This window comes from Lelliottia sp. CFBP8978 (genome assembly GCF_034046055.2).
Lineage (GTDB): Bacteria > Pseudomonadota > Gammaproteobacteria > Enterobacterales > Enterobacteriaceae > Enterobacter.
Window position 1 is genome coordinate 2,976,997 of record NZ_CM188253.1, and the last position, 25,389, is coordinate 3,002,385.

General features: G+C 52.3%; 28 protein-coding genes. 9 read left to right on the top strand and 19 right to left on the bottom strand.

Going from position 1 to position 25,389, the window contains the following annotated elements; genetic code table 11:
- Positions 1-5: 5 nt before the first annotated feature.
- From nuoA to SOM82_RS13995, 3 genes are all read right to left on the bottom strand, one after another.
- Positions 6-446, bottom strand: a complete 441-nt coding sequence (gene nuoA / locus SOM82_RS13985) for an NADH-quinone oxidoreductase subunit NuoA (protein ID WP_154127443.1) — start codon at positions 444-446, stop codon at positions 6-8.
- 634 nt (positions 447-1,080) lie between these two features.
- Positions 1,081-2,016 carry a transcriptional regulator LrhA gene (gene lrhA, locus SOM82_RS13990; RefSeq protein WP_154127444.1) on the bottom strand — a complete coding sequence of 312 codons (936 nt, stop codon included), beginning with the start codon at positions 2,014-2,016 and terminating at the stop codon, positions 1,081-1,083.
- Positions 2,017-2,502: 486 nt separating this feature from the next.
- Positions 2,503-2,784 carry a hypothetical protein gene (locus SOM82_RS13995; RefSeq protein ID WP_501083531.1) on the bottom strand — a complete coding sequence of 94 codons (282 nt, stop codon included), beginning with the start codon at positions 2,782-2,784 and terminating at the stop codon, positions 2,503-2,505.
- A 114-nt stretch (positions 2,785-2,898) separates the two neighbouring features.
- On the opposite strand from SOM82_RS13995, the gene alaA reads away from it, so the two are divergent.
- Both alaA and yfbR read left to right on the top strand, forming a co-directional pair.
- On the top strand, positions 2,899-4,113 hold the full coding sequence (gene alaA, locus SOM82_RS14000; protein ID WP_320459731.1) for an alanine transaminase AlaA: 1,215 nt from the start codon (positions 2,899-2,901) through the stop codon (positions 4,111-4,113).
- 94 nt (positions 4,114-4,207) lie between these two features.
- Entirely contained in the window at positions 4,208-4,807 is a 600-nt protein-coding gene (gene yfbR, locus SOM82_RS14005) for a 5'-deoxynucleotidase (protein WP_154127446.1), read from the top strand.
- A gap of 38 nt (positions 4,808-4,845) precedes the next feature.
- Here yfbR and SOM82_RS14010 read toward each other — a convergent pair whose 3' ends face one another.
- The 4 genes from SOM82_RS14010 to yfbV all read right to left on the bottom strand — a co-directional run bounded on the left by SOM82_RS14010 (position 4,846) and on the right by yfbV (position 8,466).
- A complete protein-coding gene (locus SOM82_RS14010; protein ID WP_320459730.1) occupies positions 4,846-6,678 on the bottom strand; it encodes an SLC13 family permease in 1,833 nt (610 codons plus the stop codon).
- 76 nt (positions 6,679-6,754) lie between these two features.
- Entirely contained in the window at positions 6,755-7,414 is a 660-nt protein-coding gene (locus SOM82_RS14015; RefSeq protein ID WP_320459729.1) for a sugar phosphatase, read from the bottom strand.
- A gap of 11 nt (positions 7,415-7,425) precedes the next feature.
- A complete protein-coding gene (locus tag SOM82_RS14020) occupies positions 7,426-7,920 on the bottom strand; it encodes a YfbU family protein (RefSeq protein ID WP_154127447.1) in 495 nt (164 codons plus the stop codon).
- Between the two features lie 90 nt (positions 7,921-8,010).
- Complete coding sequence (yfbV, locus tag SOM82_RS14025; RefSeq protein WP_154127448.1) at positions 8,011-8,466, bottom strand: terminus macrodomain insulation protein YfbV; 456 nt, start codon at positions 8,464-8,466, stop codon at positions 8,011-8,013.
- A 337-nt stretch (positions 8,467-8,803) separates the two neighbouring features.
- Between yfbV and ackA the strand changes: the two genes are divergently transcribed.
- Both ackA and pta read left to right on the top strand, forming a co-directional pair.
- Positions 8,804-10,006, top strand: coding sequence for an acetate kinase (ackA, locus tag SOM82_RS14030; RefSeq protein ID WP_154127449.1), 1,203 nt, complete (start codon positions 8,804-8,806; stop codon positions 10,004-10,006).
- A gap of 77 nt (positions 10,007-10,083) precedes the next feature.
- Entirely contained in the window at positions 10,084-12,225 is a 2,142-nt protein-coding gene (gene pta / locus SOM82_RS14035; RefSeq protein ID WP_320459728.1) for a phosphate acetyltransferase, read from the top strand.
- Between the two features lie 55 nt (positions 12,226-12,280).
- Here pta and SOM82_RS14040 read toward each other — a convergent pair whose 3' ends face one another.
- The 5 genes from SOM82_RS14040 to SOM82_RS14060 all read right to left on the bottom strand — a co-directional run bounded on the left by SOM82_RS14040 (position 12,281) and on the right by SOM82_RS14060 (position 16,272).
- The gene (locus tag SOM82_RS14040) at positions 12,281-13,234 is read right to left on the bottom strand and encodes a transketolase family protein (RefSeq protein ID WP_320459727.1); all 954 of its coding nucleotides are present in this window, start codon (positions 13,232-13,234) and stop codon (positions 12,281-12,283) included.
- Entirely contained in the window at positions 13,227-14,057 is an 831-nt protein-coding gene (locus tag SOM82_RS14045) for a transketolase (RefSeq protein ID WP_320459726.1), read from the bottom strand. The genes SOM82_RS14040 and SOM82_RS14045 overlap by 8 nt, the downstream gene beginning before the upstream one ends.
- On the bottom strand, positions 14,054-15,445 hold the full coding sequence (locus SOM82_RS14050) for a PTS ascorbate transporter subunit IIC (RefSeq protein WP_320459725.1): 1,392 nt from the start codon (positions 15,443-15,445) through the stop codon (positions 14,054-14,056). The genes SOM82_RS14045 and SOM82_RS14050 overlap by 4 nt, the downstream gene beginning before the upstream one ends.
- A 27-nt stretch (positions 15,446-15,472) precedes the next feature.
- Positions 15,473-15,751 carry a PTS sugar transporter subunit IIB gene (locus SOM82_RS14055; RefSeq protein ID WP_320459724.1) on the bottom strand — a complete coding sequence of 93 codons (279 nt, stop codon included), beginning with the start codon at positions 15,749-15,751 and terminating at the stop codon, positions 15,473-15,475.
- A gap of 77 nt (positions 15,752-15,828) precedes the next feature.
- Positions 15,829-16,272, bottom strand: coding sequence for a PTS sugar transporter subunit IIA (locus tag SOM82_RS14060; protein WP_320459723.1), 444 nt, complete (start codon positions 16,270-16,272; stop codon positions 15,829-15,831).
- A gap of 237 nt (positions 16,273-16,509) precedes the next feature.
- On the opposite strand from SOM82_RS14060, the gene SOM82_RS14065 reads away from it, so the two are divergent.
- On the top strand, positions 16,510-17,529 hold the full coding sequence (locus SOM82_RS14065; protein ID WP_320459722.1) for a LacI family DNA-binding transcriptional regulator: 1,020 nt from the start codon (positions 16,510-16,512) through the stop codon (positions 17,527-17,529).
- A gap of 3 nt (positions 17,530-17,532) precedes the next feature.
- On the opposite strand, the gene yfcD is transcribed toward SOM82_RS14065, so the two are convergent.
- Genes yfcD through yfcF form a run of 3 tightly spaced genes read right to left on the bottom strand, consistent with a single transcriptional unit; the run spans position 17,533 to position 19,393 of the window.
- On the bottom strand, positions 17,533-18,087 hold the full coding sequence (yfcD, locus tag SOM82_RS14070) for an NUDIX hydrolase YfcD (protein ID WP_154127455.1): 555 nt from the start codon (positions 18,085-18,087) through the stop codon (positions 17,533-17,535).
- A gap of 54 nt (positions 18,088-18,141) precedes the next feature.
- Complete coding sequence (yfcE, locus tag SOM82_RS14075) at positions 18,142-18,693, bottom strand: phosphodiesterase (RefSeq protein WP_320459721.1); 552 nt, start codon at positions 18,691-18,693, stop codon at positions 18,142-18,144.
- Between the two features lie 55 nt (positions 18,694-18,748).
- Entirely contained in the window at positions 18,749-19,393 is a 645-nt protein-coding gene (gene yfcF / locus SOM82_RS14080) for a glutathione transferase (protein ID WP_320459720.1), read from the bottom strand.
- Positions 19,394-19,528: 135 nt separating this feature from the next.
- Here yfcF and yfcG point away from each other — a divergent pair, with 135 nt between their 5' ends.
- From yfcG to SOM82_RS14100, 4 genes are all read left to right on the top strand, one after another.
- Positions 19,529-20,158, top strand: coding sequence for a GSH-dependent disulfide bond oxidoreductase (yfcG, locus tag SOM82_RS14085; protein ID WP_154127458.1), 630 nt, complete (start codon positions 19,529-19,531; stop codon positions 20,156-20,158).
- Between the two features lie 73 nt (positions 20,159-20,231).
- Positions 20,232-20,594: a dihydroneopterin triphosphate 2'-epimerase gene (gene folX, locus SOM82_RS14090; protein ID WP_154127459.1), complete on the top strand. Its 363-nt coding sequence runs from the start codon at positions 20,232-20,234 to the stop codon at positions 20,592-20,594.
- Positions 20,595-20,613: 19 nt separating this feature from the next.
- Positions 20,614-21,507: a TIGR01777 family oxidoreductase gene (locus SOM82_RS14095; RefSeq protein ID WP_154127460.1), complete on the top strand. Its 894-nt coding sequence runs from the start codon at positions 20,614-20,616 to the stop codon at positions 21,505-21,507.
- 61 nt (positions 21,508-21,568) lie between these two features.
- Complete coding sequence (locus SOM82_RS14100) at positions 21,569-22,078, top strand: GNAT family N-acetyltransferase (protein WP_320459719.1); 510 nt, start codon at positions 21,569-21,571, stop codon at positions 22,076-22,078.
- A 149-nt stretch (positions 22,079-22,227) separates the two neighbouring features.
- Here SOM82_RS14100 and hisP read toward each other — a convergent pair whose 3' ends face one another.
- The 4 genes from hisP to hisJ all read right to left on the bottom strand — a co-directional run bounded on the left by hisP (position 22,228) and on the right by hisJ (position 25,274).
- Entirely contained in the window at positions 22,228-23,001 is a 774-nt protein-coding gene (hisP, locus tag SOM82_RS14105) for a histidine ABC transporter ATP-binding protein HisP (protein ID WP_154127462.1), read from the bottom strand.
- Positions 23,002-23,008: 7 nt separating this feature from the next.
- Complete coding sequence (locus SOM82_RS14110; RefSeq protein ID WP_320459718.1) at positions 23,009-23,725, bottom strand: ABC transporter permease; 717 nt, start codon at positions 23,723-23,725, stop codon at positions 23,009-23,011.
- A complete protein-coding gene (locus tag SOM82_RS14115; RefSeq protein ID WP_154127463.1) occupies positions 23,722-24,408 on the bottom strand; it encodes a histidine ABC transporter permease HisQ in 687 nt (228 codons plus the stop codon). Before SOM82_RS14115 ends, SOM82_RS14110 begins: the two co-directional genes overlap by 4 nt.
- Positions 24,409-24,491: 83 nt before the next feature.
- Positions 24,492-25,274, bottom strand: a complete 783-nt coding sequence (gene hisJ / locus SOM82_RS14120; RefSeq protein ID WP_320459717.1) for a histidine ABC transporter substrate-binding protein HisJ — start codon at positions 25,272-25,274, stop codon at positions 24,492-24,494.
- Between the last annotated feature and the right edge of the window lie 115 nt (positions 25,275-25,389).

Consider the following 25,389-nt stretch of genomic DNA (forward strand, 5'->3'; position numbering starts at 1 on the left):
CGCTGTTACTGCTGACGATTAGAGTTACTGTTTTCCGGGTTAACCAGTTCACGGCGTGAACGCACAGGTGTCCAGTCCAGCGCGCCGATGCGCACCAGATAAACCAGACCGGCCAGTAGCACTAAAATGAAAATTGCGGCCTCGACAAAGCCTACCCATCCACTTTCGCGGATTGACGTTGACCATGCGAACAGGTACAGCGCTTCCACGTCAAAGATGACGAAGAACATGGCCACCAGATAGAACTTGGCGGACAAGCGTAAGCGAGCAGTACCTACCGAATCGATACCCGATTCAAATGGGGTGTTTTTGTGCCTTGCGCGGGCGCGACCGCCCAGGAACCAGCCGCCGATTAACATCAGGCAGCACAGGCCAATGGCAACAATAAGAAAGATTGCGAATGCCCAGTGATGAGCGACGACTTCTGTGGATGTTGACATACTCATTGCTTACTCATCAAAAGTGATATCTACAGCTCTGCTCTTGCTGGCAGATGGACATCACATCGATTCATGGGGAGGAATAAATAACCTTACACCGACTGTCAGAAATGAGACATAGACAGCAAAATGATGTGGTTTTTTACTCCTTTCTATAACCTTTTGTCAACTTTAACAAAGGTTTCTTCACATTAAATCACATAGATCGATTCTCATTAACATTTCATGCCCTTTAACCCTGGTGGGTACATGACTTAACGTCAACCGCATGCTGTTGAATCGTGTCCGTTTTGCAGTAAAAGAAATATTACCCTCCTATTTTGACAGGATTTGCTGCTGATTCCTCCCCCTAAATGGGAGTATTTTCTTGATCTGAGACACGCTTTTGTTAATTCAATCTAAAAAACGGCAACATTTTTGCTGGTTTTTTAACATCAACCTGCATTTATGGAAGACAAAACGTGATAAGAGCATAATTTCAGCGATTACATTCAGGATTATGATAATTAAAGATTATTTATAATATCCATAGATTTCATGGCGATATTTGTGGCAAAAAAAAACCACTCCGCGATAAATTCGCTCGAGTGGTTCATTTTTACATTTACAAATTGTTACGAGAATTTTAAGACCTGGATCACTAAAAATCCCCTTCAACCACCAGGGAGTCGCCCCCCCCTTCTGGAGTAACATGTTCGTATTGCCACGGATTGTGGTAGTTAACCATCGCTTCAAAGACAATCTTCGCCAGCTCGTTATTGCTGGCAGAATTGTGGCAAAGCAAATATTCCGTGTCCGGCAACGATGGCAGACCGTCAGTGTGACCCAGAACGCGGAGATCAGGGCTCATCATCTCAACCGGACGAGCCGTCACGCCAATGCCAGCTTTAACAGCAGCGCGCACCGCTGGCAGCGTGGAGGCCACATAAGCCAGGCGCCACGGAATATTAGCTTCATTCAGCGCAGTCAATACCATATCGCGGAATGGGCTTGGATCGTCAAGCAGCACCAGCGGGATGGGCTCGCCTTTTTGCAGCACATATTCTGCTGCGCAGTACCAATGCGTCGGTGACGTGCGCAGCGTCAGACAATCGAACTGTCCTGGACGATGCGTGGTCACCACGAGATCAACTTCCAGGTCTTTTAGCATTTCGACCATGAAAGCATTTCGTTTTACTCTGACATCCAACGCAAGCTTCGGATATACCGAACTGATTCGGTTGAGCAAGAACGGCAAAATTGTATCGGCAGATTCATCAGATGCCCCCAAAGTTAAAACACCCTGAAGGTTGCTAAACATGAGTGACATACATGCTTCATCATTGAAGCGAAGTATCTTTCTGGCGTAACCCAGTAACTGAATCCCATGCTCGGTTAAGAGTTTATTACGACCATGGCGTACAAAAAGTTCTTTGCCGACCAGTTGCTCAAGCCGCTGCATTTGCTGGCTGACAGCCGACTGAGTGCGACAGACGGCAGCAGCAGCGGCTGCAAATGTATTGAGATCAGCGACCGCAACAAAGGTTCTCAGCAGATCGAGGTCGAGATTCATTATCGGACGATTTGCATTTATCATATCTATTCACTTACAAGTTGCTCGTGCGGAGCTGCCCGACCGGCAGACTACCTGACAGATAGTTATTGGCTGGTGTATAGCAGAAGTCAGAAACAACGTTCCATGACGATATTTTTATTCTCTTAACGTTCAGGATATTTAGATGTTTTACCGATTTAGGTAAATTCCATTAAAGAAATCCCAAAGCAGCAGCATCTTTTCCACAACACGGGTTCATCAGCAAGGTGTTGCATATCCAGTATAATAGAGATAATTCTAACAATAACAATCAACTAATTCAGGAAAAACTGAAAAAAATAGACAAACATGTCTACATTCAACTGTTTCCCTGAGGCGACATCTTAACCCAAATCCACTTTATTTATAAGTATTATTCCATTAACTCTGATTAATCAATGTTGATTAGCGGCTAAACTAATTTTATTAAAATTAACGAAAGTTAAGATTTTGGCCTCATTAATATATAAACATTAATTTAGATTAGGTTTATTCATTAATAATGCTTAACATTATTTTCACATGCTTAACGTTCGTCAGAAGCGCCCGAACGCCAGAGATATTAAGCAGCATTCTGCTTTTACGAAAGGTTACTGAGGTAACAATCCCGGTATGTTCCTGTACACGACGATCCCTGAGTTTCAGGCAGGATAAAATACAATAAAGGAATAAATAAGCAAGACAATACGCTGCGCTATCATCATTAGGCGATGCATCAGCCGTCGAATCACCCCGCTCACCAGAGAAATACATTTCATGTGATTTATCCATCTCGGCAAAATCTTCTTCTGTGCACCCTTCAAAACGCAGCGCGGTGGGAGTACATTGTTCCGTGCTGACTTCCACGGCAGGAAGTGGCAACAACAGCTAAAAGGTCAAAGATTCATGTCCCCTATCGAAAAATCCAGCAAATTAGATAACGTCTGTTACGACATCCGTGGCCCGGTTCTCAAAGAGGCAAAACGCCTGGAAGAGGAAGGCAATAAAGTCCTGAAACTCAACATCGGTAACCCTGCGCCATTTGGTTTTGACGCGCCGGACGAAATCCTGGTTGATGTGATCCGCAACCTGCCCACTGCGCAAGGTTACTGTGATTCAAAAGGTCTCTATTCGGCCCGTAAAGCGATTATGCAGCACTACCAGGCCCGTGGAATGAGGGACGTGACCGTTGAGGATATCTATATCGGCAACGGCGTTTCAGAGCTGATCGTGCAGGCAATGCAGGCACTGCTGAACAGTGGCGACGAGATGCTGGTTCCGGCGCCCGATTATCCTCTATGGACGGCTGCCGTATCGCTTTCCAGTGGTAAAGCGGTGCATTATCTGTGTGACGAATCTTCTGACTGGTTCCCGGACCTGGATGATATCCGCGCCAAAATTACGCCACGAACCCGCGGTATCGTCATCATAAACCCCAACAACCCAACGGGTGCAGTCTATTCTAAAGAGCTGTTGATGGAGATCGTCGAGATCGCCCGTCAGCACAACCTGATCATTTTTGCCGATGAGATTTACGACAAGATCCTTTATGACGACGCACAGCATCACTCTATCGCCACACTGGCACCAGACCTGCTGACCGTCACCTTTAACGGGCTGTCTAAAACCTATCGCGTTGCGGGTTTCCGTCAGGGCTGGATGGTACTGAACGGGCCGAAAAAGCACGCCAAAGGCTATATCGAAGGTCTTGAAATGCTGGCCTCAATGCGTTTATGTGCCAACGTTCCCGCACAGCATGCCATTCAGACAGCGCTTGGGGGCTATCAGAGCATCAGCGAGTTTATCGTGCCTGGCGGTCGTTTGTACGAACAGCGTAACCGCGCGTGGGAATTGATCAACGATATCCCTGGCGTATCCTGTGTGAAGCCAAACGGCGCGCTCTATATGTTCCCGAAAATTGACGCAAAGCGCTTCAATATTCATGATGACCAAAAAATGGTGCTCGACTTCCTGTTACAGGAAAAAGTGCTGCTGGTACAGGGAACCGCCTTTAACTGGCCATGGCCGGATCACGTTCGTATCGTGACCTTGCCACGCGAGGACGACCTGGAAATGGCCATTACCCGATTTGGACGCTTCCTCTCCGGTTATCATCAGTAACCTTCCTTCAGGCTGCCACTGGCAGCCTGATTTGCATCTTGCCGCCCCTCCCCTCACAATGAAATCTGTCGCAGTGCAAGACAAAAGGTATCTTATGAGTCAGAGTCATTTCTTCGCCCACTTATCCCGCCTTAAGCTCATCAACCGCTGGCCGTTAATGCGCAATGTGCGCACCGAAAACGTCTCTGAGCATAGTTTGCAGGTGGCGATGGTCGCCCACGCGCTGGCCGCTATCAAAAACCGTAAATTCAACGGCAACGTCAATGCCGAGCGTATTGCTCTGCTGGCGATGTACCATGATGCATCAGAAGTGCTGACCGGAGATTTACCCACGCCGGTAAAATACTTCAACACCCAGATAGCGCAGGAATATAAGGCCATCGAGAAAATCGCCCAGCAGAAACTGGTGGATATGGTGCCTGAAGAGCTACGCGATATTTTTGCCCCGCTGATCGATGAGCATCAGTGCAGCGAAGAAGAAAGGTTGCTGGTGAAGCAGGCGGATGCGCTGTGCGCTTATCTCAAGTGTCTGGAAGAACTGTCCGCCGGAAATAACGAATTTTTGCTGGCGAAGACGCGTCTGGAAAAAACGCTCGAATCACGCCGCAGTGAAGAGATGGATTACTTTATGCAGGTGTTTGTGCCGAGTTTCCATTTATCACTGGATGAAATAAGTCAGGATTCACCGCTGTAAGCACGCAGCCCGACAGCACAACACTGCCGAGCCGAAAGTTAAAACGGGAACAGCATCGGGATCAGGACGACGCAAACCAGCATCACCAAAAGGGTGAAAGGTACGCCGAGCTTCACAAAATCACTGAACCGGTAATTTCCCGGCCCCAGCACCAGCGTATTCACCGGTGACGAAACGGGCGTCATAAACGCCGCGGAAGCCGCCATTGCCACCATCATGGCAAACGGATAGGGCGACACCCCCATTGATTTCGCCATGGCCAGCGCAATAGGCGCCATCAACACCGCCGTCGCGGTATTGGAAATAAATAGCCCAATAGTGGCGCACATCACGAACAGACAAACCAGCATCATGTACGGGCCATAGCCGCCCCCCACGTCCATGAGTCCCTTCACGACCAGATCCACCCCGCCTGTTTTTTGCAACGCCAGCGCGAACGGCATCATCCCAACAATCAGGATAATGCTTGGCCAGTGAATGGCTTTATAGGCGCTTTCGGCATCAATGCAGCGGAATTTTCCCATCAGCAAACAGGCGATTATCGCCGCAATGGGGTTAGGAATTTCATCCGTCAGCATTAATGCGACCATCAAGACCAGACAGAAAATCGCGTGAGGTGCCTGGCTGTGCGCTGGCGAAGCGTCACTCTCTTCGATGGGCATGTTGAGCACCACAAAATCACGCCCTTTTTGTCCAAGCTGACCGATCAACTTCCAGTTGCCGACCACCAGGAAGATATCCCCCAGTTGCAGAGGTTCATCAACCACCGCCCCCTCGATGGCGACACCATCGCGCTTCAGGCCCACAACATTCAGCCCATACCGGGTACGAAACCTCATTTCACGAACCGTTTTACCCAGCAGCTCAGATTCAGGTATCAAAGACACTTCCGCCATCCCCACGTCCAGCGCCTGATCGGAGAAGTATTCGCCGCGTAAAACCATCGGTTCCAGCAGTTGCTCGGTGCAAAACTCACGAAGATCGACATCCGCCGTCGACATATCAATCAGCAATACGTCGCGGGCGCGGAATTCAGACACGCCATTCACATTGACGATCACGCGACGGAATCGCCGCCAGCGCTCAACACCGATAATATTCGCGCCATAGCGCTCGCGTAATTTGAGATCATCAAGACGCTGGCCAATGAGCGGAGAACCCGGGCGAATGGCCAGACGACGCGCGCGTCCTGTCAGTCGATACTCTTTGATCAGATCGCGAAAAGTTCGCCGACGCCAGCCATCCCGGCTTTTGTGCTGAGTATCGCCTTTAAGCGCGAAGCGGGTCAGAAGCATATAAAGCACGCCCAGCACCAGCACAACCAGCCCAATCGGCGTCACGCTGAAGAAGCTAAATCCGGCATACCCTTCACGCAACAGCTCGCTGTTCACCACCAGATTGGGCGGCGTCGCCACCAGCGTCATCATGCCGCTGATGAGCCCGGCGAAGCTCAGTGGCATCATCAGCCGCGAGGGGGATGTTTGCATACGCATAGACACGCTGAGAACAACCGGGATAAAGATAGCCACCACGCCTGTCGAGCTCATAAACGCCCCCAGACCGGCCACCGTCAGCATCAGGTAGACGAGCATTTTGGTTTCGCTGCTGCCCGCAACCTTAATGAGCCACGCCCCCATCACCGTCGCGACTCCCGTTCTCACCAGACCATCGCCAATGATAAACAGCGCAGCGATCAGAATAACGTTGGGATCGCTAAACCCTGAAAATGCTTCAGAGAGCGTTAACGTCCCGCTCAGAACAAACGCGACGATAACCAGCAAAGCCACGGCGTCCATGCGCACTTTGCCGGTTGCAAAGAGAATAATGGCGATAGCAAGCAGGCTGAGCACCCAAATCAATTCACCGTTCACAACTGGTCCTTGTCAGGAAAAGAGAGTGGAATTTTGCCATAAAAAAGCCCCAGCAATGTGGGGCTAAATCATGAGATTACATGTTCAGGGAGACGGTGACATTCCCGTCTGCTGCCTTGTGTACCGAAAGCGCAGCAAGGGAAGTGAGCACAAAGTCCACCTCGTCGAGTCGGGGCGAATCAGCCGGGACGTTGACCGCAATCACATGGCTGCCTGCGTTCAATCCGGCCAGCACACCGGCCGCGGCATCTTCGACCACCACGCAATCAGCCGGCGGTATCCCGAGCAGCTCAGCTCCTAATAAAAATGCATCAGGTTCAGGTTTGCCGCGTTTGACGCGCTCGGCGGTGACGAACACCTCCGGCATCGGCAATCCCGCGGCTTTGTGCCGCGCGTGGGCGACAGGAACCGAACCCGACGTCACGATAGCCCATGGGATCTGCGCTTCATCCAAATGCCTGAGCAGCTCAAGTGCCCCCGGCAGTGCGACGATACCGTCGATATCCGCGGCTTCAATCTGCTCCAGATAGGTGAATTCAGCCTGAATCTCTTCTTCACTCCTTCCGGGTAAGAAGTGTCGTAAAGAGGTGATAGCCTGCTTGCCATGGATAAAATTCAACACCTCCCGATGGTCGATCCCATGCCTGTCGGCCCAATGGCACCAGGAACGCTCGACAACCGGCAATGAGTCCACCAGCGTACCGTCCAGATCGAAAAGAAACCCTTTACACTGCACGCTTACCTCCTTCAGGCATTGATAATTTGTTGAATTTCGTTGCTGCTTAAATGGTACTGGCGTGGGCAAGAGTGCCAAACGCTCAACATACGCTGATATTTATCCCACATTGGCGTCTGGGAATTGAAGCCATGCGTTCCGGCATCAAAATGGGTGTAGCGCCCTTCTGTGTTGACCATAAAGCGTACGTAGCTCAGGTAACGCGATTCAGTCGCCACATCAAAACCGAGGAAAGTCACACGACGCTCATCAATCGTTTGGGCGTCTTTGAGGTTGGTCCACGAAACGTGCAACGCGTGATACATCTCCATAATGTCGATAACGATACGACACGTCTCTTCCTTCAGTTCTCCAAACTCACGGTCCAGCTCACGCATCTGCAAGCCAAAGCCGCGTTCAACGATAGTTTGCAAGCGGCGATAGCGCTCAGCGTTGTCGGGATCAAGCATTGTCATCATTTTGTACTGATTGGACAAAATCAGACGTTGAGCGTTGGTCATTTCCATCTTTCGACTCCTGTTGCGCGTTGCACTAAAAAAAAGACACGGTAACTGATTGTTACTGTGCCTTCTTTTCGTGACCGTTTCGATGATCAATCACAAGTCATCAAGGAATGTTTTATCAAGTTGTTTAAATGCACGCTTGAGCGTGTCCGCCAGCGCCTGGTAATCCGGTTTGCCTTCGACGGGTGCTAGCGCCTGCCCGGCGTCCTGAAGTTTACCGCGCACTTCATAAAACCAGTGTAAAATAGTAGGGGGCAACGGGGTGACCGAGCGCTTACCCAGCCACCATAAACCTTGCATTGGCAGACTCAGCGCAAACAGCGCGGTTGCTACAGCTGGGCCAAGTTGACCACCCAGAGCAATCTGCCAGCAGAGCGTAAAGACGGCAATCGGCGGCATAAAACGGATCGCATAGCGAGTAATGCGGATGACGCGGTTGTCTACAAACACTGGCGCCAGGCGCTTTTCCAGGGGCCACGTCTTTGCATAATGCTGGCCCCGACGAAACAAACTAAAGAAGCTCACGGAGGGGATCTCAGGTGTCGACATGGCTGTACCTCAACTTCACATATAAAATTTAAAATTTTCGTGCAAAACCACAACAAGCTATGACAACGTTCAAAATATTTTGTCATCACTACCCAGTATCGGGTATTCTGTGCCAGCCTCGAAGGGCCTTAGACGAGGATCGTTAACTCGTCAAATTATCGCATATTATGCCATTGTCTGAAAATCGTTCAAAATGGCATAAAATCATATGGATTTCTTTCATCATGCCAGAAAGTGTCTTTGGCATGATGTTAATCATAAATGTCTGGGTCATCTTGCGCTACGCTACGAGACTCACTGACGTTTTTTTAGCCACGTATCAATAATAGGTACTTCCATGTCGAGTAAGTTAGTACTGGTTCTGAACTGCGGTAGCTCCTCACTGAAATTCGCCATCATCGATGCGCTCAACGGTGAAGAGTACCTCTCTGGTTTAGCCGAATGTTTCCATCTCCCAGAAGCACGTATCAAATGGAAAATGGAAGGCGGCAAACAAGAAGCGGCTTTAGGTGCAGGCGCCGCTCACAGTGAAGCGCTGAACTTTATCGTTAACACTATTCTGGCACAAAAACCAGAACTGTCTGCTCAGTTGACTGCGATCGGTCACCGTGTTGTACACGGCGGCGAGAAGTACACCGGTTCTGTGGTGATTGACGATTCCGTGATTCAGGGTATCAAAGATGCAGCCTCTTTTGCACCGCTGCACAACCCTGCGCACCTGATCGGCATCGCGGAAGCGCTGAAATCCTTCCCGAATCTGAAAGACAAAAACGTTGCTGTCTTCGACACCGCGTTCCATCAGACCATGCCGGAAGAATCTTACCTCTATGCCCTGCCGTACAGCCTGTACAAAGAGCATGGCGTTCGTCGTTATGGCGCACACGGCACCAGCCACTTCTATGTGACTCAGGAAGCCGCAAAAACGCTGAACAAGCCAGTTGAAGAACTGAACATCATCACTTGCCACCTGGGCAACGGTGGTTCCGTCTCTGCAATCCGCAACGGCCAGTGTGTTGATACCTCTATGGGTCTGACCCCGCTGGAAGGTCTGGTGATGGGGACTCGCTGCGGTGATATCGATCCGGCGATCATCTTCCACCTGCACGACACCCTGGGCATGAGCGTTGATGCTATCAACAAAATGCTGACCAAAGAGTCCGGCCTGCTGGGTCTGACCGAAGTCACCAGCGACTGCCGTTATGTTGAAGACAACTACACCACCAAAGAAGACGCTAAACGTGCAATGGACGTTTACTGCCACCGTCTGGCGAAATATATCGGTTCTTACACCGCGCTGATGGATGGTCGTCTGGACGCGGTTATCTTTACCGGTGGTATCGGTGAGAACGCGGCGATGGTTCGCGAACTGTCCCTGGGCAAACTGGGCGTTCTGGGCTTCGAAGTTGATCATGAGCGTAACCTGGCTGCCCGCTTCGGCAAGTCTGGCTTCATCAACAAAGAAGGCACCCGTCCGGCTCTGGTTATCACAACCAACGAAGAGCTGGTCATCGCGCAAGACGCGCACCGTCTGACTGCCTGATTCCACACCGCCAGCCCTGCTGGCGGTGCTGTTTTGTACCCCGCCCAATTGCGGCGGTAACCAAAAGAGGATAAACCGTGTCCCGTATTATTATGCTGATCCCTACCGGAACTAGCGTCGGCCTGACCAGCGTCAGCCTTGGCGTTATCCGTGCTATGGAGCGTAAAGGCGTTCGCCTGAGCGTTTTCAAACCTATTTCCCAGCCTCGTGCGGGTGGCGACGCGCCAGACCAGACCACTACCATTGTGCGTGCCAACTCCAATCTGCCAGCCGCTGAACCGCTGAAGATGAGCCACGTCGAGTCTCTGCTGTCCAGCAACCAGAAAGACGTGCTGATGGAAGAGATCATTGCTAACTTCCACGCCAACACGCAGAACGCGGAAGTAGTACTGGTTGAAGGTTTAGTTCCGACGCGCAAACATCAGTTTGCTCAGTCCCTGAACTTCGAAATCGCCAAAACGCTTAACGCTGAAATTGTCTTCGTGATGTCCCAGGGTACCGATACCCCGGAACAGCTTAAAGAGCGTATGGAGTTAACTCGCAGCAGCTTCGGCGGCGCGAAAAACACCAATATCGCAGGCGTGATCGTTAACAAACTGAACGCTCCGGTTGATGAGCAAGGCCGTACTCGCCCTGATCTCTCTGAAATTTTCGACGACTCTTCCAAAGCGAAAGTCGTGAAAGTTGATCCGGCAAAACTGGGTGAAAGCAGCCCGCTGCCTGTTCTCGGCGCGGTGCCGTGGAGCTTTGATCTGATTGCCACCCGCGCAATTGATATGGCGCGCCACCTGAATGCCACCGTGGTTAACGAAGGCGACATCAATACCCGCCGCGTGAAATCCATCACCTTCTGTGCGCGTAGCATTCCGCACATGCTGGAACACTTCCGTGCAGGCTCCCTGCTGGTGACCTCCGCAGACCGTCCTGACGTACTGGTTGCAGCCTGTCTGGCCGCCATGAACGGCGTCGAGATTGGTGCAATCCTGTTGACGGGTGCATACGAAATGGATCCGCGCGTCAGCAAGCTGTGCGAACGTGCATTCGCGACCGGCCTGCCAGTCTTCATGGTTAACACCAACACCTGGCAAACCTCCCTGAGCCTGCAGAGCTTCAACCTGGAAGTTCCGGTTGACGATCACGAGCGTATCGAGAAAGTTCAGGAATACGTTGCAAGCTATATCAATGCAGACTGGGTTGAGTCTCTGACTGCCACCTCCGAGCGTAGCCGTCGCCTGTCTCCTCCTGCCTTCCGCTACCAGCTGACCGAGCTGGCGCGTAAAGCGGGCAAACGCGTTGTTCTGCCAGAAGGCGACGAACCGCGGACAGTGAAAGCGGCAGCCATCTGTGCTGAACGCGGAATCGCGACCTGTGTGCTGCTGGGTAACCCGGATGAGATCACCCGTGTTGCTGCGTCTCAGGGCGTTGAGCTGGGTTCAGGTATCGAAATCGTTGATCCAGAAGTGGTACGTGAAAGCTACGTTGCGCGTCTGGTCGAGCTGCGTAAGAGTAAAGGCATGACCGAAGCCGTTGCCCGCGAACAGCTGGAAGACAACGTGGTTCTGGGTACGCTGATGCTGGAACAGGACGAAGTTGATGGTCTGGTTTCCGGTGCGGTTCACACCACGGCGAACACCATTCGTCCACCGCTGCAGCTGATCAAAACGGCACCGGGAAGCTCTCTGGTTTCTTCCGTGTTCTTCATGCTGTTGCCGGAACAGGTTTACGTTTACGGTGACTGTGCGATTAACCCGGATCCAACCGCTGAACAGCTGGCCGAAATCGCCATCCAGTCTGCGGATTCCGCAATTGCCTTCGGTATCGAACCACGCGTAGCGATGCTCTCCTACTCCACTGGCACCTCTGGTGCAGGTAGCGATGTAGAGAAAGTTCGCGAAGCGACTCGTCTGGCACAGGAAAAACGTCCAGACCTGATGATCGATGGTCCGCTGCAGTACGACGCCGCAGTAATGGCTGACGTAGCGAAATCCAAAGCGCCGAATTCTCCTGTTGCTGGTCGCGCTACCGTGTTCATCTTCCCGGATCTGAACACCGGTAACACCACCTATAAAGCGGTACAGCGTTCTGCCGACCTGATCTCCATCGGGCCAATGCTGCAGGGTATGCGCAAGCCGGTCAACGACCTGTCTCGTGGCGCGCTGGTAGACGATATTGTCTACACCATCGCTCTGACCGCGATCCAGTCGTCTCAGCAGCAGTAAGACTTAAGACTGCCATCAGGCAACAAAAAGGCGACCATCAGGTCGCCTTTTTTATTCACAGCAGTTCTCGCGCCGCTGACACAATATCGTGCGCCGTCAGGCCATACTCCTTCTGCAGAAAATCCTGCGTTCCCACCTGGCCATAACGCTCCTTCACGCCCACGCGACGCATTGGTACCGGACAGGTTTCAGCCAGCACTTCCGCCACCGCTGATCCCAGGCCGTTGTGGATGCTGTGGTTTTCACAGGTCACGATCCGCCCGGTTTTCTCGGCGTAGTTTTTCACCAGCATCCGGTCGATGGGCTTCAGGGTAAACATGTCGATAACTGCCGCACTGACGCCTTCCTGCTCAAGCTGACGCGCCGCTTCCAGGGCTTCTGCAACCATAATGCCATTAGCAATCAGGGTGATATCATCCCCTTCACGCAGTACGTTGCCTTTACCGATGGTAAAGGTTGAACCCGGCGCATAAACACTCGGTGCCTGTTTACGAATGGTGCGCACCCAGTAAAACCCTTCGAGATCGATTAGCTGGCGCAATATGTCATCAAACATCACCGCATCGGTCACTTCCAGCACCACCGAGTGCGCCAGTCCACGCACAATCCCCATATCCTCAAACGACATATGCGTACCGCCGTTATGACAGGCCGTGACACCGGCATCCGAGGCGATCACTTTGACGTTATTGCGCTGGTAATCGAGCGACATAAATAGCTGGTCGAAGCAGCGACGGCTGGCAAATGCGGTAAAGGTATGCACAAAAGGCTTGCGCCCGGTTAATGACAATCCGGCGGCAGTGCCAATGACGTTGGCCTCCATGATGCCGCAGTTAATCACGTGTTGCGGATAATCTCGCGCCACGCCGTCCATCGCCATGGAACTCATAAGATCCGCCTCAAGCGCAATGATGTCGCTTCCGGCTTCAATCTGATTTGCCACAAAGCCAGCGTAGACCTTACGCATTTCGATAGCATCTTTTTGTCCTGCGGGTGCAACCTTAATCATTTTCGGCCTCCAGTTGGCGAATCGTCTCGTTAAGCGCGGCTTTGGCCTCGTCCGTCAGGCGCAGGTGGTGGGAATTACTCAATTGCTCCAGATACGGCACGCCCTGCCCTTTGATGCTGTCGAGGATCACCACCCGTGGCCGGGCATCTGCGGCCGGGACCGGTGAAACGACCTCAAGCAGTGCCGGAATGTCGTCCCCTTTGACCGTGACCACATCAAATCCGAATGCCCGGAATTTTCCTTCGAGGTCAAATGCACAGATGATCTCGTCCAGTTCACCGTCGAGCTGCTGCTTATTCCAGTCGACAAAAATCGTCAGGTTATTCAGGCGATGATGGGCAATAAACTGGAAGGCTTCCCAGCACTGTCCCTCATTCAGCTCGCCATCACCGACAATGCTAAACACACGATTTGGGCGTCCTGCCAGTTTGTGCGACAACGCCATCCCCCCTGCGATGGAAATCCCCTGTCCCAGCGAGCCGGTTGTGGCATCGACGCCGCGCGTTTTCAACCGATCCGGGTGGCTTGGTAAACGCGTGCCGTTCTGATTGAGCGTACTCAGCTCCTCCACCGGGAAATAGCCTTTTATCGCCAGCGTGCTGTAGAGCGCCGGGCCGGCATGCCCTTTCGAAAGCACGAAGTAATCGCGCTCCGGCCAGTCAGGATCGGCGGGGTCGATTTTCATCACCGCGCCGTACAGCACCGCCAATGTCTCTACCACGGACATGCTGCCGCCATAGTGTCCGAACCCAAGCTGCGTCAGTGATTTGAGGGTCTCAACGCGGATCTCGCGCGCCAGTCGCGTAACTTCGTTCACATTCATGATTTAGCTCCGGTATTTTCCTGCGCGTTATCACCCGCAGATTTGTTTTTCGCAAACACGTTGTACGCCACCAGCAACGCGAACAACGCAACCACAAGGCCGGTAATCGCGAGCGGTGACAGATAGCGCGCAAGGTTACCCAACACAATCCCGATCGCACCGAAGTCCGCATCCGAGAAAGTCGTATTGGCAAAACCGATTGCCCCAAGCACCGGTAGCAGCAGAACCGGAAGGAAGGTGATCAACAGGCCATTCGCAAATGCGCCTATCATTGCGCCGCGGCGTCCTCCGGTGGCGTTACCGAATACGCCTGCGGTAGCGCCGGTGAAGAAGTGCGGTACAACGCCGGGCAGGATCAGGACCAGTTTCATCTGGCCGAGCAGGAACAACCCGACCAAACCGCCCAGGAAGCTGAACAGAAATCCAATCAGCACGGCGTTAGGTGCATACGGATAGACCACCGGGCAGTCGAGTGCCGGGCGAGCATTGGGCACCAGTTTCTCCGAGAAGCCTGTAAAGGCGGGAACGATCTCCGCCAGAATCAGACGCACACCCTGCAGGATAATGAACACCCCTGCCGCAAACGTGATGGCCATGATGATGGCGTACACCAGATAGTTTTGGCCGCCGCTGTAGGTGCTTTCGACGTACTCGCGTCCGGCGCTGACCGCCATAATCAGGTAGATAATCATCATGGTCAGCGAGATGGAAATCGAGCTGTCGCGCAGGAAACTTAAGTTCTTGGGCAGGTTCATCTCTTCGGTTGAACGCGAGCCTTTCCCACATTTGCTGCCAATCCAGCCGGAGAGCACATAGCCCAACGTACCAAAGTGGCCAAATGCAATATCATCATTGCCGGTAATGCGCTTCATATAGCGTTGCGCCAGCGCCGGGAAGAATGCCATCACCAGACCGAGGATCAGCGAGCCAGTAAAGACCAGACCGACACCTTCAAAACCGGCAACCGTCAGGATCACGCCGATCATACAGGCCATATAAAAGGTGTGATGCCCCGTCAGGAAGATATACTTCAGACGCGTAAAGCGGGCGACAATAATATTGGCCACCATACCAAATGCCATAATCAGTGCGGTGGATGCGCCATATTTCTCAAGCGCTATCGAAACTATCGCCTCATTATTAGGGATAATTCCCTGGATATTAAAGGCATGTTCAAACATACCTCCGAGCGGATTTAGTGAGCCGACGAGCACGGTTGCCCCGCCGCCGAGCACAATAAATCCGAGAATCGTTTTAATTGTTCCTTTTACCACATCGGAAAAGGGTTTCTTTTGAGCGACCAGTCCGATCAGCGCAATTAACCCCACCAGAACTGAAGGCACTTTAAGAATATCAACAACGAAATTCAGCGTTTCGAGGATAAACATATCCACCTCACCATTTACAGGGGGTTATCAGGATGATTGTTTTGCGAACCAGGCGCTAAGCTGCGCTTCCAGTTCATTGATATCAATAATGTTATTAATCACTACCAGCTGGCTTTCCGGCACGCTCGCGCTGGCGGCGATATCTTTTGCCATCACGAACACATCGGCTGCGCCCGGTGTTGCTGATGACAGATCGGAGTGTTCAACTTCAGCTTCAATATTTAATTTTTTGAGGACTTTTTTAATATTCATTTCGACCATGAAACTACTTCCCAGGCCGGAGCCGCAAATCGCCATAATTTTCATCGTTATGCCCTTTTTGAGTAGAGTGCATCCGCATCACGCGTTAGCGTAATGTGCTAATTAATCGGAATGTGGTTAAATCAGAAGCGTTCGATTATGGCTTTAATTTCCTCCCGCGTTTTTGCTTGATGTAATTCAGCCAGGTCGTCATCGCTGGAAAATAATTCCGCAAGGGCTGAGATCATCTCGATATGGCTATGTTTATCAGGTGCAGCAAGCATGATGATAATATCCACCGGATCGAACTCTCCGGCACCAAATGAAACGCCCTGGTTGAGTTTTAATAATGAGAGACCTAATCCCTTAGCCCCTTCTTCTGGCCGCGCATGCGGCATCGCCAGCCCTGGTGCCAGCACATAGTACGGTCCTAATTTTTGATGCTGCTGGACGATTGCCGTCACGTAATCAGGATCAATGACGTTCATCGCCAGCAGTGGCCTGGCGCAAAGTTCCAGTGCCTGCGGCCAGTTTTCCACGCTCTCTTCAAGCGTAATGGTTGCATCATATATCCACTTTTTGAGCACTTTGTCCTCCCACCTTTACGCCAACAATGAGCAAACTTTATGCAAGGCCATCGCGGATAGCTGCGATCAAGATCACAAAGATAGCGCTACCAATTTCTAACGTTCAAAATTGTGATAGCGCTATCAAATTGCAAACCGCATCTTAAATCACAGTAAAAAAAGGGAGTTAAGGCGTATACTCATTTTTACGTGAAGCGAAGGAAGATAACAAAACGCGACTGGTCACCAGGAATTTGTATGTCTCTAACCCGAAAACGACGTAGTACCGGCAAAGTGACGATCTCCGACGTCGCACAGCTTGCCGGAGTGGGTACTATGACGGTGTCCCGCGCATTGCGCACGCCTGAGCAAGTTTCCGATAAACTGCGAGAAAAAATTGAAGCCGCGGTGCAGGAGCTGGGATATATGCCCAATCTTGCGGCCAGCGCGCTTGCGTCCGCCTCGTCATGGACGATTGCGATGGTTGTCCCCAATCTTGCCGAAGACGGCTGTTCTGAGATGTTTGCCGGACTGCAGCAGATCCTGCAACCCGCCGGTTACCAGATCATACTGGCAGAATCACAGCATCGGCCCGAACAGGAGGAGAAACTGCTGGAAACGCTGTTGGCGTCTAACATCGCCGGGGCGATTTTACTCAGCGCTGAACATAGCGATACGGTCCGCCACTGGCTCAAAAACGCCTCCATTCCAGTGATGGAAATGGGTGCGATGCGGGCAGACCCTCTCGATATGAATATCGGTATCGACAACGTCGCGGCGATGTACGAACTGACGGAGCTGGTGATTCAGCGGGGCTATCAGAACATCGGCCTGCTGTGTGCCAATCAGGAGCAGTGGATTTTTCAGCAGCATCTGCAGGGCTGGTATAAAGCCATGTTACGCCACCATATGTCGCCTAACAGGGTGATAAACGCTGCGCTGCCGCCCTGCTTTTCGACAGGTGCGTCTCAACTCCCGGAATTTTTACTCGCGTGGCCTGAACTGGATGCGCTGGTCTGCGTTTCGGATGAACTGGCGTGCGGCGTACTGTATGAATGTCAGCGCCGACGGATTAAAGTGCCTGACGATCTTGCCGTAGTGGGCTTTGGCGATAGCGATGTTAGCCGGGTTTGTCAGCCGCCGCTGACCACCATGGCGGTGCCGCATCGTAAGATTGGGGTTGAAGCCGGACGCGCATTGTTAGAGCGGATGAACGGTGGCGACTGGTGCGACCAAAAACCGATCGCCTCCAGTCTGTGCTTGCGTGAAAGCTGCTGAGGCTTACTCGGCCGCTTCCTGTTTTTCTGGTTTTGCCGATTCATTCTTGGCGTTGCGGGTCATCCACAGTGCCAGGGCTTTGAGTGAATCCGGTGTGAACTCATCGCAACGCGCCGTAATTTCTTCAGGCGTCATCCAGCTCACTTCGCTCACTTCTTCTTCCTGAAGTGCAAACGGGCCGTGGGAAACGCAGCTAAACAGGCCTCCCCATACGCGGCAGTGTTCATCTTCGAAATAGAACTGACCGTGTTCGGCGAAAGGTACGCCAGCAATGCCTAACTCTTCTTCTGCTTCACGGCGCGCGGAATCCAGCAGAATTTCATCTGCCTGAACAACGCCGCCCGCAGTGGCATCCAGCATGCCGGGGAGAAAATCTTTCGTTTCAGTACGTCGCTGTACCAGGATCTTACCCATTCCATCGTGAACAACGATGTAGGTTGCGCGATGACGCAGACGCTGCGCGCGCATTTGCTCACGGCTTGCCTGCGCAATGACTTCATTGTCTTCGCTGACAACGTCAACCCACTCTGTACTTGCCAAATGACTCTGCTCCACCATCGGGAACCCTTCTCGTTAAGCGCTCTTTCGGCGCGTTTACAGTTGAGATGTAACTTACGGATTAATGCTTACATGCGCAATAACTTGCTGATCATTAAGTGCGATAACACGCAGTTGATTATCCTCAAGCAAGCCATAGCTGGGGAGGTATCCCCCTTTAGGAATACTGACGGAACCCGGGTTGAAATGCACAATATCCCCGCGCGTTTCCGCCACCGGAATATGAGTATGGCCGTAAACCAGCACATCGCCAGTGGCCAGCGCGGGCAAATTATCCGGGCCAAAAAGATGTCCATGGGTCAAAAAAAGTCGGCGATTTTCCAGCAATACCTGTTGCCAGGGTGCGGTTATCGGGAAATCAAGCAGCATCTGATCCACTTCGCTGTCGCAATTACCGCGAACGGCAATAATGTTAGCGGCGTACTGATTAAGTCTCTCTGCCACCTGCGCGGGAGCGTAGCCCTCAGGCAGCGCGTTACGCGGCCCATGATTAAGTACATCCCCCAGGATAACCAGCCACCGCGCACCGCTTTCGTCAAAGCGCGACAGCACACGCTCCGTGGCGGGCAACGATCCGTGAATATCCGATGCAAACATAAGTTTCATCAGCGACTCCTTTCAACTCATCATTGCCCTATCATACCTCAACCCAACAGGTTTATCAGCCCACACGCCTGGCTGAAAGCGCCACATAACGCTGCACGGAAGCACGTTGCCACTGGAAGGAAGCATAATCTGCCAGAGCCTGCGGTACATCGTCGCCATTCAGGACCAGACGATTGAGCATTAATGCCAGATCGGCATCCGCGATGCACCATTCACCAAACAAATTAGGGTTCCCGTGTTCCAGCAATTTGGTCGCCGTATCGAAGAGCTTATTCGCACTCACCGTAGCGGCTTCACTTAACGCCGGTTTTTTCACCCCACCAAAAATGACGTCGGTGGAGCGTTCTTCGCGAATCGGTCCCAAATCGCTGCGCAGCCACGCCTGAATCTGACGCGCACGGGCGCGCTTTTGCAGATCGTGAGGATAGATCCGCTCCCATTCCGGGGGAGAAAAGCGATCTTCCAGGTATTCGGTAATGGCCGAGGATTCACTCAGCTCAAAGCTGTCTATTTCCAGCACCGGCACACGACGGGTCAATGAATAACCCTGCCACTGCGGTTGAAGATGCTCGCCCCGATCGAGATCGACGGTTTTGAGGCTAAATGCCAGCCCCTTTTCCGCCAACGCGACATAGACGCTCATGACGTAAGGTGAGTAAAAATTAGCATCGGACCACAGGGTAATGGCAGGTTGACTCATGGCATCCTCATTGATTGATCGGTTTTCATCCAACATATAATCTCTTTGCTTCCCTGTCACTTGATGAAAACTCACGATTTGCCATCAGCACCTATACTCGCTTTGATGAGAAGAATTGCGACGACAGGAGTTGAGATGATAGACCTCTATTATGCCCCTACCCCAAATGGTCATAAGATCACGCTATTTCTGGAAGAAACTCAGCTGGAATACCGCATCATCAAGGTGGATATCAGTAAGGGAGATCAGTTTCGGCCTGATTTCCTGGCCATCTCGCCTAACAATAAAATTCCGGCGATAGTGGACCACGCTCCGGCAGATGGCGGCAGACCGTTAAGCTTATTTGAGTCGGGAGAAATCCTGCTCTATCTGGCAGAAAAAACGGGAAAACTGCTGAGCGGTGAACTGCGCGAGCGCCACCATACTTTGCAGTGGTTGTTCTGGCAGGCCAGCGGGCTCGGTCCCATGCTGGGACAAAATCATCACTTCAATCACTTTGCGCCGCAAAGCATTCCCTATGCCATTGAACGCTATCAGGTGGAAACCCAACGTCTTTATAGCGTCATTAATAAGCGGCTGGAAAAATCACCCTGGCTTGGCGGAGAGCATTACAGCATTGCCGATATTGCCTGCTGGCCGTGGATAAACGCCCATCAGCGTCAGCGAATTGATCTGGTGAACTACCCGGCGGTGAAGAATTGGTTCGAACGGATCCGCAGCCGTCCGGCGACAGAACGCGCAATGCAAAAAGTGCAGCAAATATAAGCGTGCGCCCGGTTGGGCGCGCCATATTTCCTCATGTATTATGGTGCGAATAATAAAACAGAGGAAGCCTGCAATGTCACAGCATGATGCTATTATTCGTATAAAAAACTTACGCTTACGCACCTTCATTGGTATCAAAAATGAAGAGATCGAGAATCGTCAGGATATCGTGATAAATGTGGTTATCCACTACCCGGCAGATAAGGCTCGCGCCAGTGAAGACATCAATGACGCGCTGAACTATCGCACTATCACTAAAAACATTATTAAGTACGTTGAGAATAACCGTTTCTCTTTACTTGAAAAATTAACTCAGGATGTGCTCGATATCGCACGCGAACATCACTGGGTCACTTATGCTGAGGTTGAGATCGATAAACTTCACGCGCTGCGTTACGCCGACTCCGTCTCCATGACACTCAGCTGGCAACGCTAAGCGCAACCCTGGAGGTTGTATGAAGATTCTGATAACCGGCGGTACGGGCCTGATTGGTCGCCACCTCATTTCGCGTTTACAGGCGATGAATCACGACGTCACCGTGGTGACCCGCAGTCCTGAAAAAGCGCGTCAGGTGCTCGGCGGCAACGTCAGTTTCTGGAAAGGGCTGGCGGATCAGCAGAATCTGGATGGCTTCGACGCCGTCATCAATCTCGCGGGCGAACCCATCGCTGATAAGCGCTGGACGGCAGAACAAAAACAGCGTCTCTGCGATAGCCGCTGGAACACAACGCAGAAGCTGGTTGATCTGTTCCACGCCAGCACCACGCCGCCGTCAGTGCTCATTTCTGGATCGGCGGCGGGTTACTATGGCGATCTCGGCGAAGTGGTCGTCACCGAAGAAGAGCCTCCGCATAACGAATTCACCCATAAACTTTGCGCACGCTGGGAGCAGATCGCCTGCGGAGCGCAAAGCGATCGCACCCGCGTCTGCCTGCTCAGAACCGGAGTGGTGCTGGCGCCTAAGGGCGGGATCCTGGCGAAGATGCTCCCGGTCTTCAGACTCGGCCTGGGTGGCCCGATGGGCAATGGCCGTCAGTATCTGGCGTGGATCCATATCGACGATATGGTTAATGGCATTCTTTGGCTACTGGATAACGACCTGCGCGGCCCGTTCAATATGGTGTCGCCGTATCCGGTGCGCAATGAACAGTTTGCACATGCCCTGGGTCACGCGCTGAAACGCCCTGCGGTGCTTCGTGCGCCAGCCACTGCGATTCGCCTGATGATGGGGGAATCGTCGGTGCTGGTATTGGGCGGACAGCGGGCCTTGCCGAAACGGCTTGAAGCCTCAGGCTTTGGATTCCGCTGGTACGATTTAGAAGAGGCGTTGGCAGATGTGGTGGGTTAAATAAAACTATCGCATTGATTATGTTACAGTCATTTACCAGACTTACAGGTATGGTGACATTATGGCGATAATCACAACTCCCCGGCTTCAGCTCTCCCCGCTTGAACCCTCTGACTGGGCTTTTTTCCGCACGCTTCGTGAAGACCGCGCCATCATGCGCTATATGGCCGCAATTGCGCCCGAAAAAGAGACCCGACGCCTTTTCGCCGCGCGGCTGACTGCGCCGCACACCTTTGTGATTCGCGCCCACGATGATGAGACCCCGCTGGGTGACATTGGGTTGCAAATCAGCACCCAGAACCGCGAAGAGGCCGATATCGGTTATACCGTTATTCCCCGGGCGCAGGGCAAAGGCATCGCCAGCGAAGCGCTGAACGCCATTTGCGATTATGCGTTTACTCAGACAACCGTCAGGGCAATCAACGCCTATGTTCTGGCCGACAACTCCGGCTCGGTGCGCGTTCTGGAAAAGATCGGATTTGTGCGCACACAGGTGCTGGAAAAGGCGTATGAAATTAATGGGGTGCGGTATGACGATTGGGTGTATCGGCTGGAGTATGGTGCGGTCTGATGCCCTCACCCCAACCCTCTCCCACGGGGAGAGGGAGAACACCCAGTCCGTAGGCCCGGTAAGCGAAGCGCCACCGGGCGATTGGGCTGCACTGCGGCTTGATGCCCTCACCCCGCCCTCTGCCACGGGGAGAGGGAGAAGGGCAAAACTTACTTCAAAGATCCCTTCAGGAACTGCTGCAGGCGCGGGCTTTTGGGATTAGCCAGTACCTCATCAGGATGCCCCTGCTCTTCGATGATGCCCTGATGCAGGAAGATAACGTGGTTAGAGACGTTGCGGGCGAAGCCCATCTCATGCGTCACCACTACCATCGTTTTGCCTTCTTCGGCCAACTTCTGCATAATGCGCAGCACTTCACCCACCAGCTCAGGATCGAGTGCAGAGGTCGGCTCATCAAACAGCAGCACTTCGGGCTCCATCGCCAGCGCCCGGGCAATCGAAACACGCTGCTGCTGACCACCGGATAAATGCACCGGATATTTGATCTGCTGACGCGCGTCGATACCCACTTTCGCTAAATACTTTTCCGCACGGGCACGGGCTTCCTGTTTGCTCAACCCTAATACCTGGATCGGCGCTTCCATCACATTCTCAATCACCGTCATGTGGCTCCAGAGATTGAAGTGCTGGAAAACCATCGTGAGACGCGTGCGCAGCAGACGCAGCTGATTCTTATCCGCCACTTTCAGTTGACCGTCTTTATCGCGCACCAGATTGATATTCTGCCCGCTGACGATGATTGACCCTTCACTCGGCTTTTCGAGGAAGTTGATACAGCGCAGGAACGTACTTTTCCCCGAGCCGGATGAGCCAATAATACTGATCACATCGCCCGCATTTGCCTGCAGCGACACCCCTTTCAGCACTTCATGTTCGCCGTAGCGCTTGTGCAGATCGATAACGTTTAATTTATTTTCAGACATCGTTTTCTCAGTGCGTCGAAGAAGGTTTCATGTGCTGCAACCAGCGTTTTTCTGCCTTACGGAACAGGCTAATCAGGACATATGAAATAATCAAATACAGCACCGCGGCGATACCGAAGGCGGTAAATGGCTGATAGGTCGCCGAGTTGATATCCCGCGCGATTTTCAGCAGATCCGGCACAGTGGCGGTAAACGCCAGCGCGGTGGAGTGCAGCATTAAAATCACTTCGTTGCTGTACGCCGGCAACGCGATACGCAGCGCCGAAGGCATAATAATGCAGCGATAGAGCTTAACCGATGAGAAGCCGTACGCGCGCGCCGCTTCAATCTCACCGTAAGGCACAGAGCGAATGGCACCGGCGAAGATCTCGGTGGTATAAGCGCAGGTGTTCAGCGTCAGCGCCAGCACGGTACAGTTCAGGCCGCTGCGGAAGAACGCGTTCAGCATTTCGGTGCCTTTGACTATCTCCAGCGTGTACATCCCGGAGTAAAACACCAGCAGCTGAACATACAAAGGCGTGCCGCGAAAGACATAGGTGAACAGCCAAATTGGAAAGCGAATGTATTTGTTTTCCGACACGCGGCCAATGGATAAAAACACCGCCAGAATCCCGCCCATCACCACAGATGAAATCAGCAGCCACAGGGTGATCGCCACGCCGGTAAAGCGATAGCCATCTGTCCACAGCAGTGATTTCCAGTACTCCTGAATAATCTCAATCACAGGTCAGCCCTCTTCACACCCACGGAGTAGCGACGTTCGAGCAGAAGAAGCACACCATTGGAGACCGTGGTAAACACCAGATAAATAACGCCACACACCACGGCAAAATAGAACGGTTCCCAGGTGCTCTTTCCGGCAAGCTGCGTGGCTTTCACCACATCTTCCAGACCGAGCAGAGACACCAACGCCGTGGCCTTGAGGATCACCTGCCAGTTGTTGCCGATGCCGGGTAAGGCAAAGCGCATCATGGCCGGAAACATGATTCGGCGAAAGATTTGCGAAGAGGTAAAACCGAAAGCGGTCGCCGCCTCAATGTGCCCCTTCGGGACGGCCATATAGGCGCCACGAAAGGTTTCGGTAAAGTATGCGCCGTAGATAAAACCTAAAGTAATGATACCGGCCACCATCGGATCGATATCAATTTGCGACATACCGATAGCATCCGTCACGCCATTGAGCGCAATTTGCAGACCGTAAAAAATCAACAGCATCAGCACCAGGTCAGGAACACCGCGAATCAGAGTGGTATAGGCCTCAAAAACCAGTGCCAGCACCCGATTACTGGAGAGCTTCGCTCCCGCACCCGCCAGGCCAATCAGCACGGCCAGCACCACCGAACTGAGCGCCAGTTCGAGGGTGACAAGCGCGCCTTGTAAAATAACGCCAGAAAATCCGTACAGCATAACGCCTGCCCTGTCGTGAGTGGTCACACCGTGTCTTTTCCCCTCCCGTCACGGGAGGGGGCGCACGTTATTTAACGGGGCAATTAGCCACCGTAGACATCAAAGTCGAAGTATTTCTTCGCCAGCTTTTCGTAAGTGCCGTCAGCTCGCATCTCGACAAAGGCTTTATTTAACGCTTCGCGCAGTTCGTTATCTTCTTTACGCAGACCCATACCGGTGCCCACGCCAAACAGTTTTTCGTCTTTAATAGACGGGCCACCGAACTTGTAATCTTTGCCCACAGGCTGCTTCAGGAAGCCTTCGCTGGCAGCCACTTCATCCTGGAATGCGGCGTCAATACGCCCTGCGGTCAGGTCAGCGTAGATATTTTCCTGGCCCTGATAGGAGACAATTTCAATCCCTTTTGGCGCCCAGTGTTCGTTGCCATAGGTTTCCTGCGTTGTACCCTGCAGTACGCCCACGCGCTTGCCTTTAAGGGATTCCAGCGTCGGCTGGATATCAGAAGATTTTGCTACCACCAGACGCGAATCAGCCGCATAGAGTTTGTCGGTGAATGCAATCTCCTGCTGGCGTTTTTCGGTGATGGAAAGAGAAGACATGATGACGTCGATTTTTTTGGCTTTCAGCGAAGGGATCAGCGCATCCAGCGGGTTCTCAACGTAGGTACATTGCGTTTTAATGCGTTTGCAGAGCTCATTTGCCAAATCAATATCAAAACCCACCAGCTCACCTTTCGAATTCTTCGATTCGAACGGGGCATAAGTGGGATCTGTACCAATACGAATCTTTTGCGGAATGGCTGCAAATGCTGCGGTAGCGCTGGAAAACGCCAGCACCAGAGAAAGGGACAACACCAGTTTTTTCATATCTATCCTCAACAGACTGTCTTCTTACGGGATTTTACGACGACGGGGTGTCGCTAATGTGCCATTAATTCCCCTGGCATGGCAAAGTATAATGGCCGACAGATGGAATTTTTTG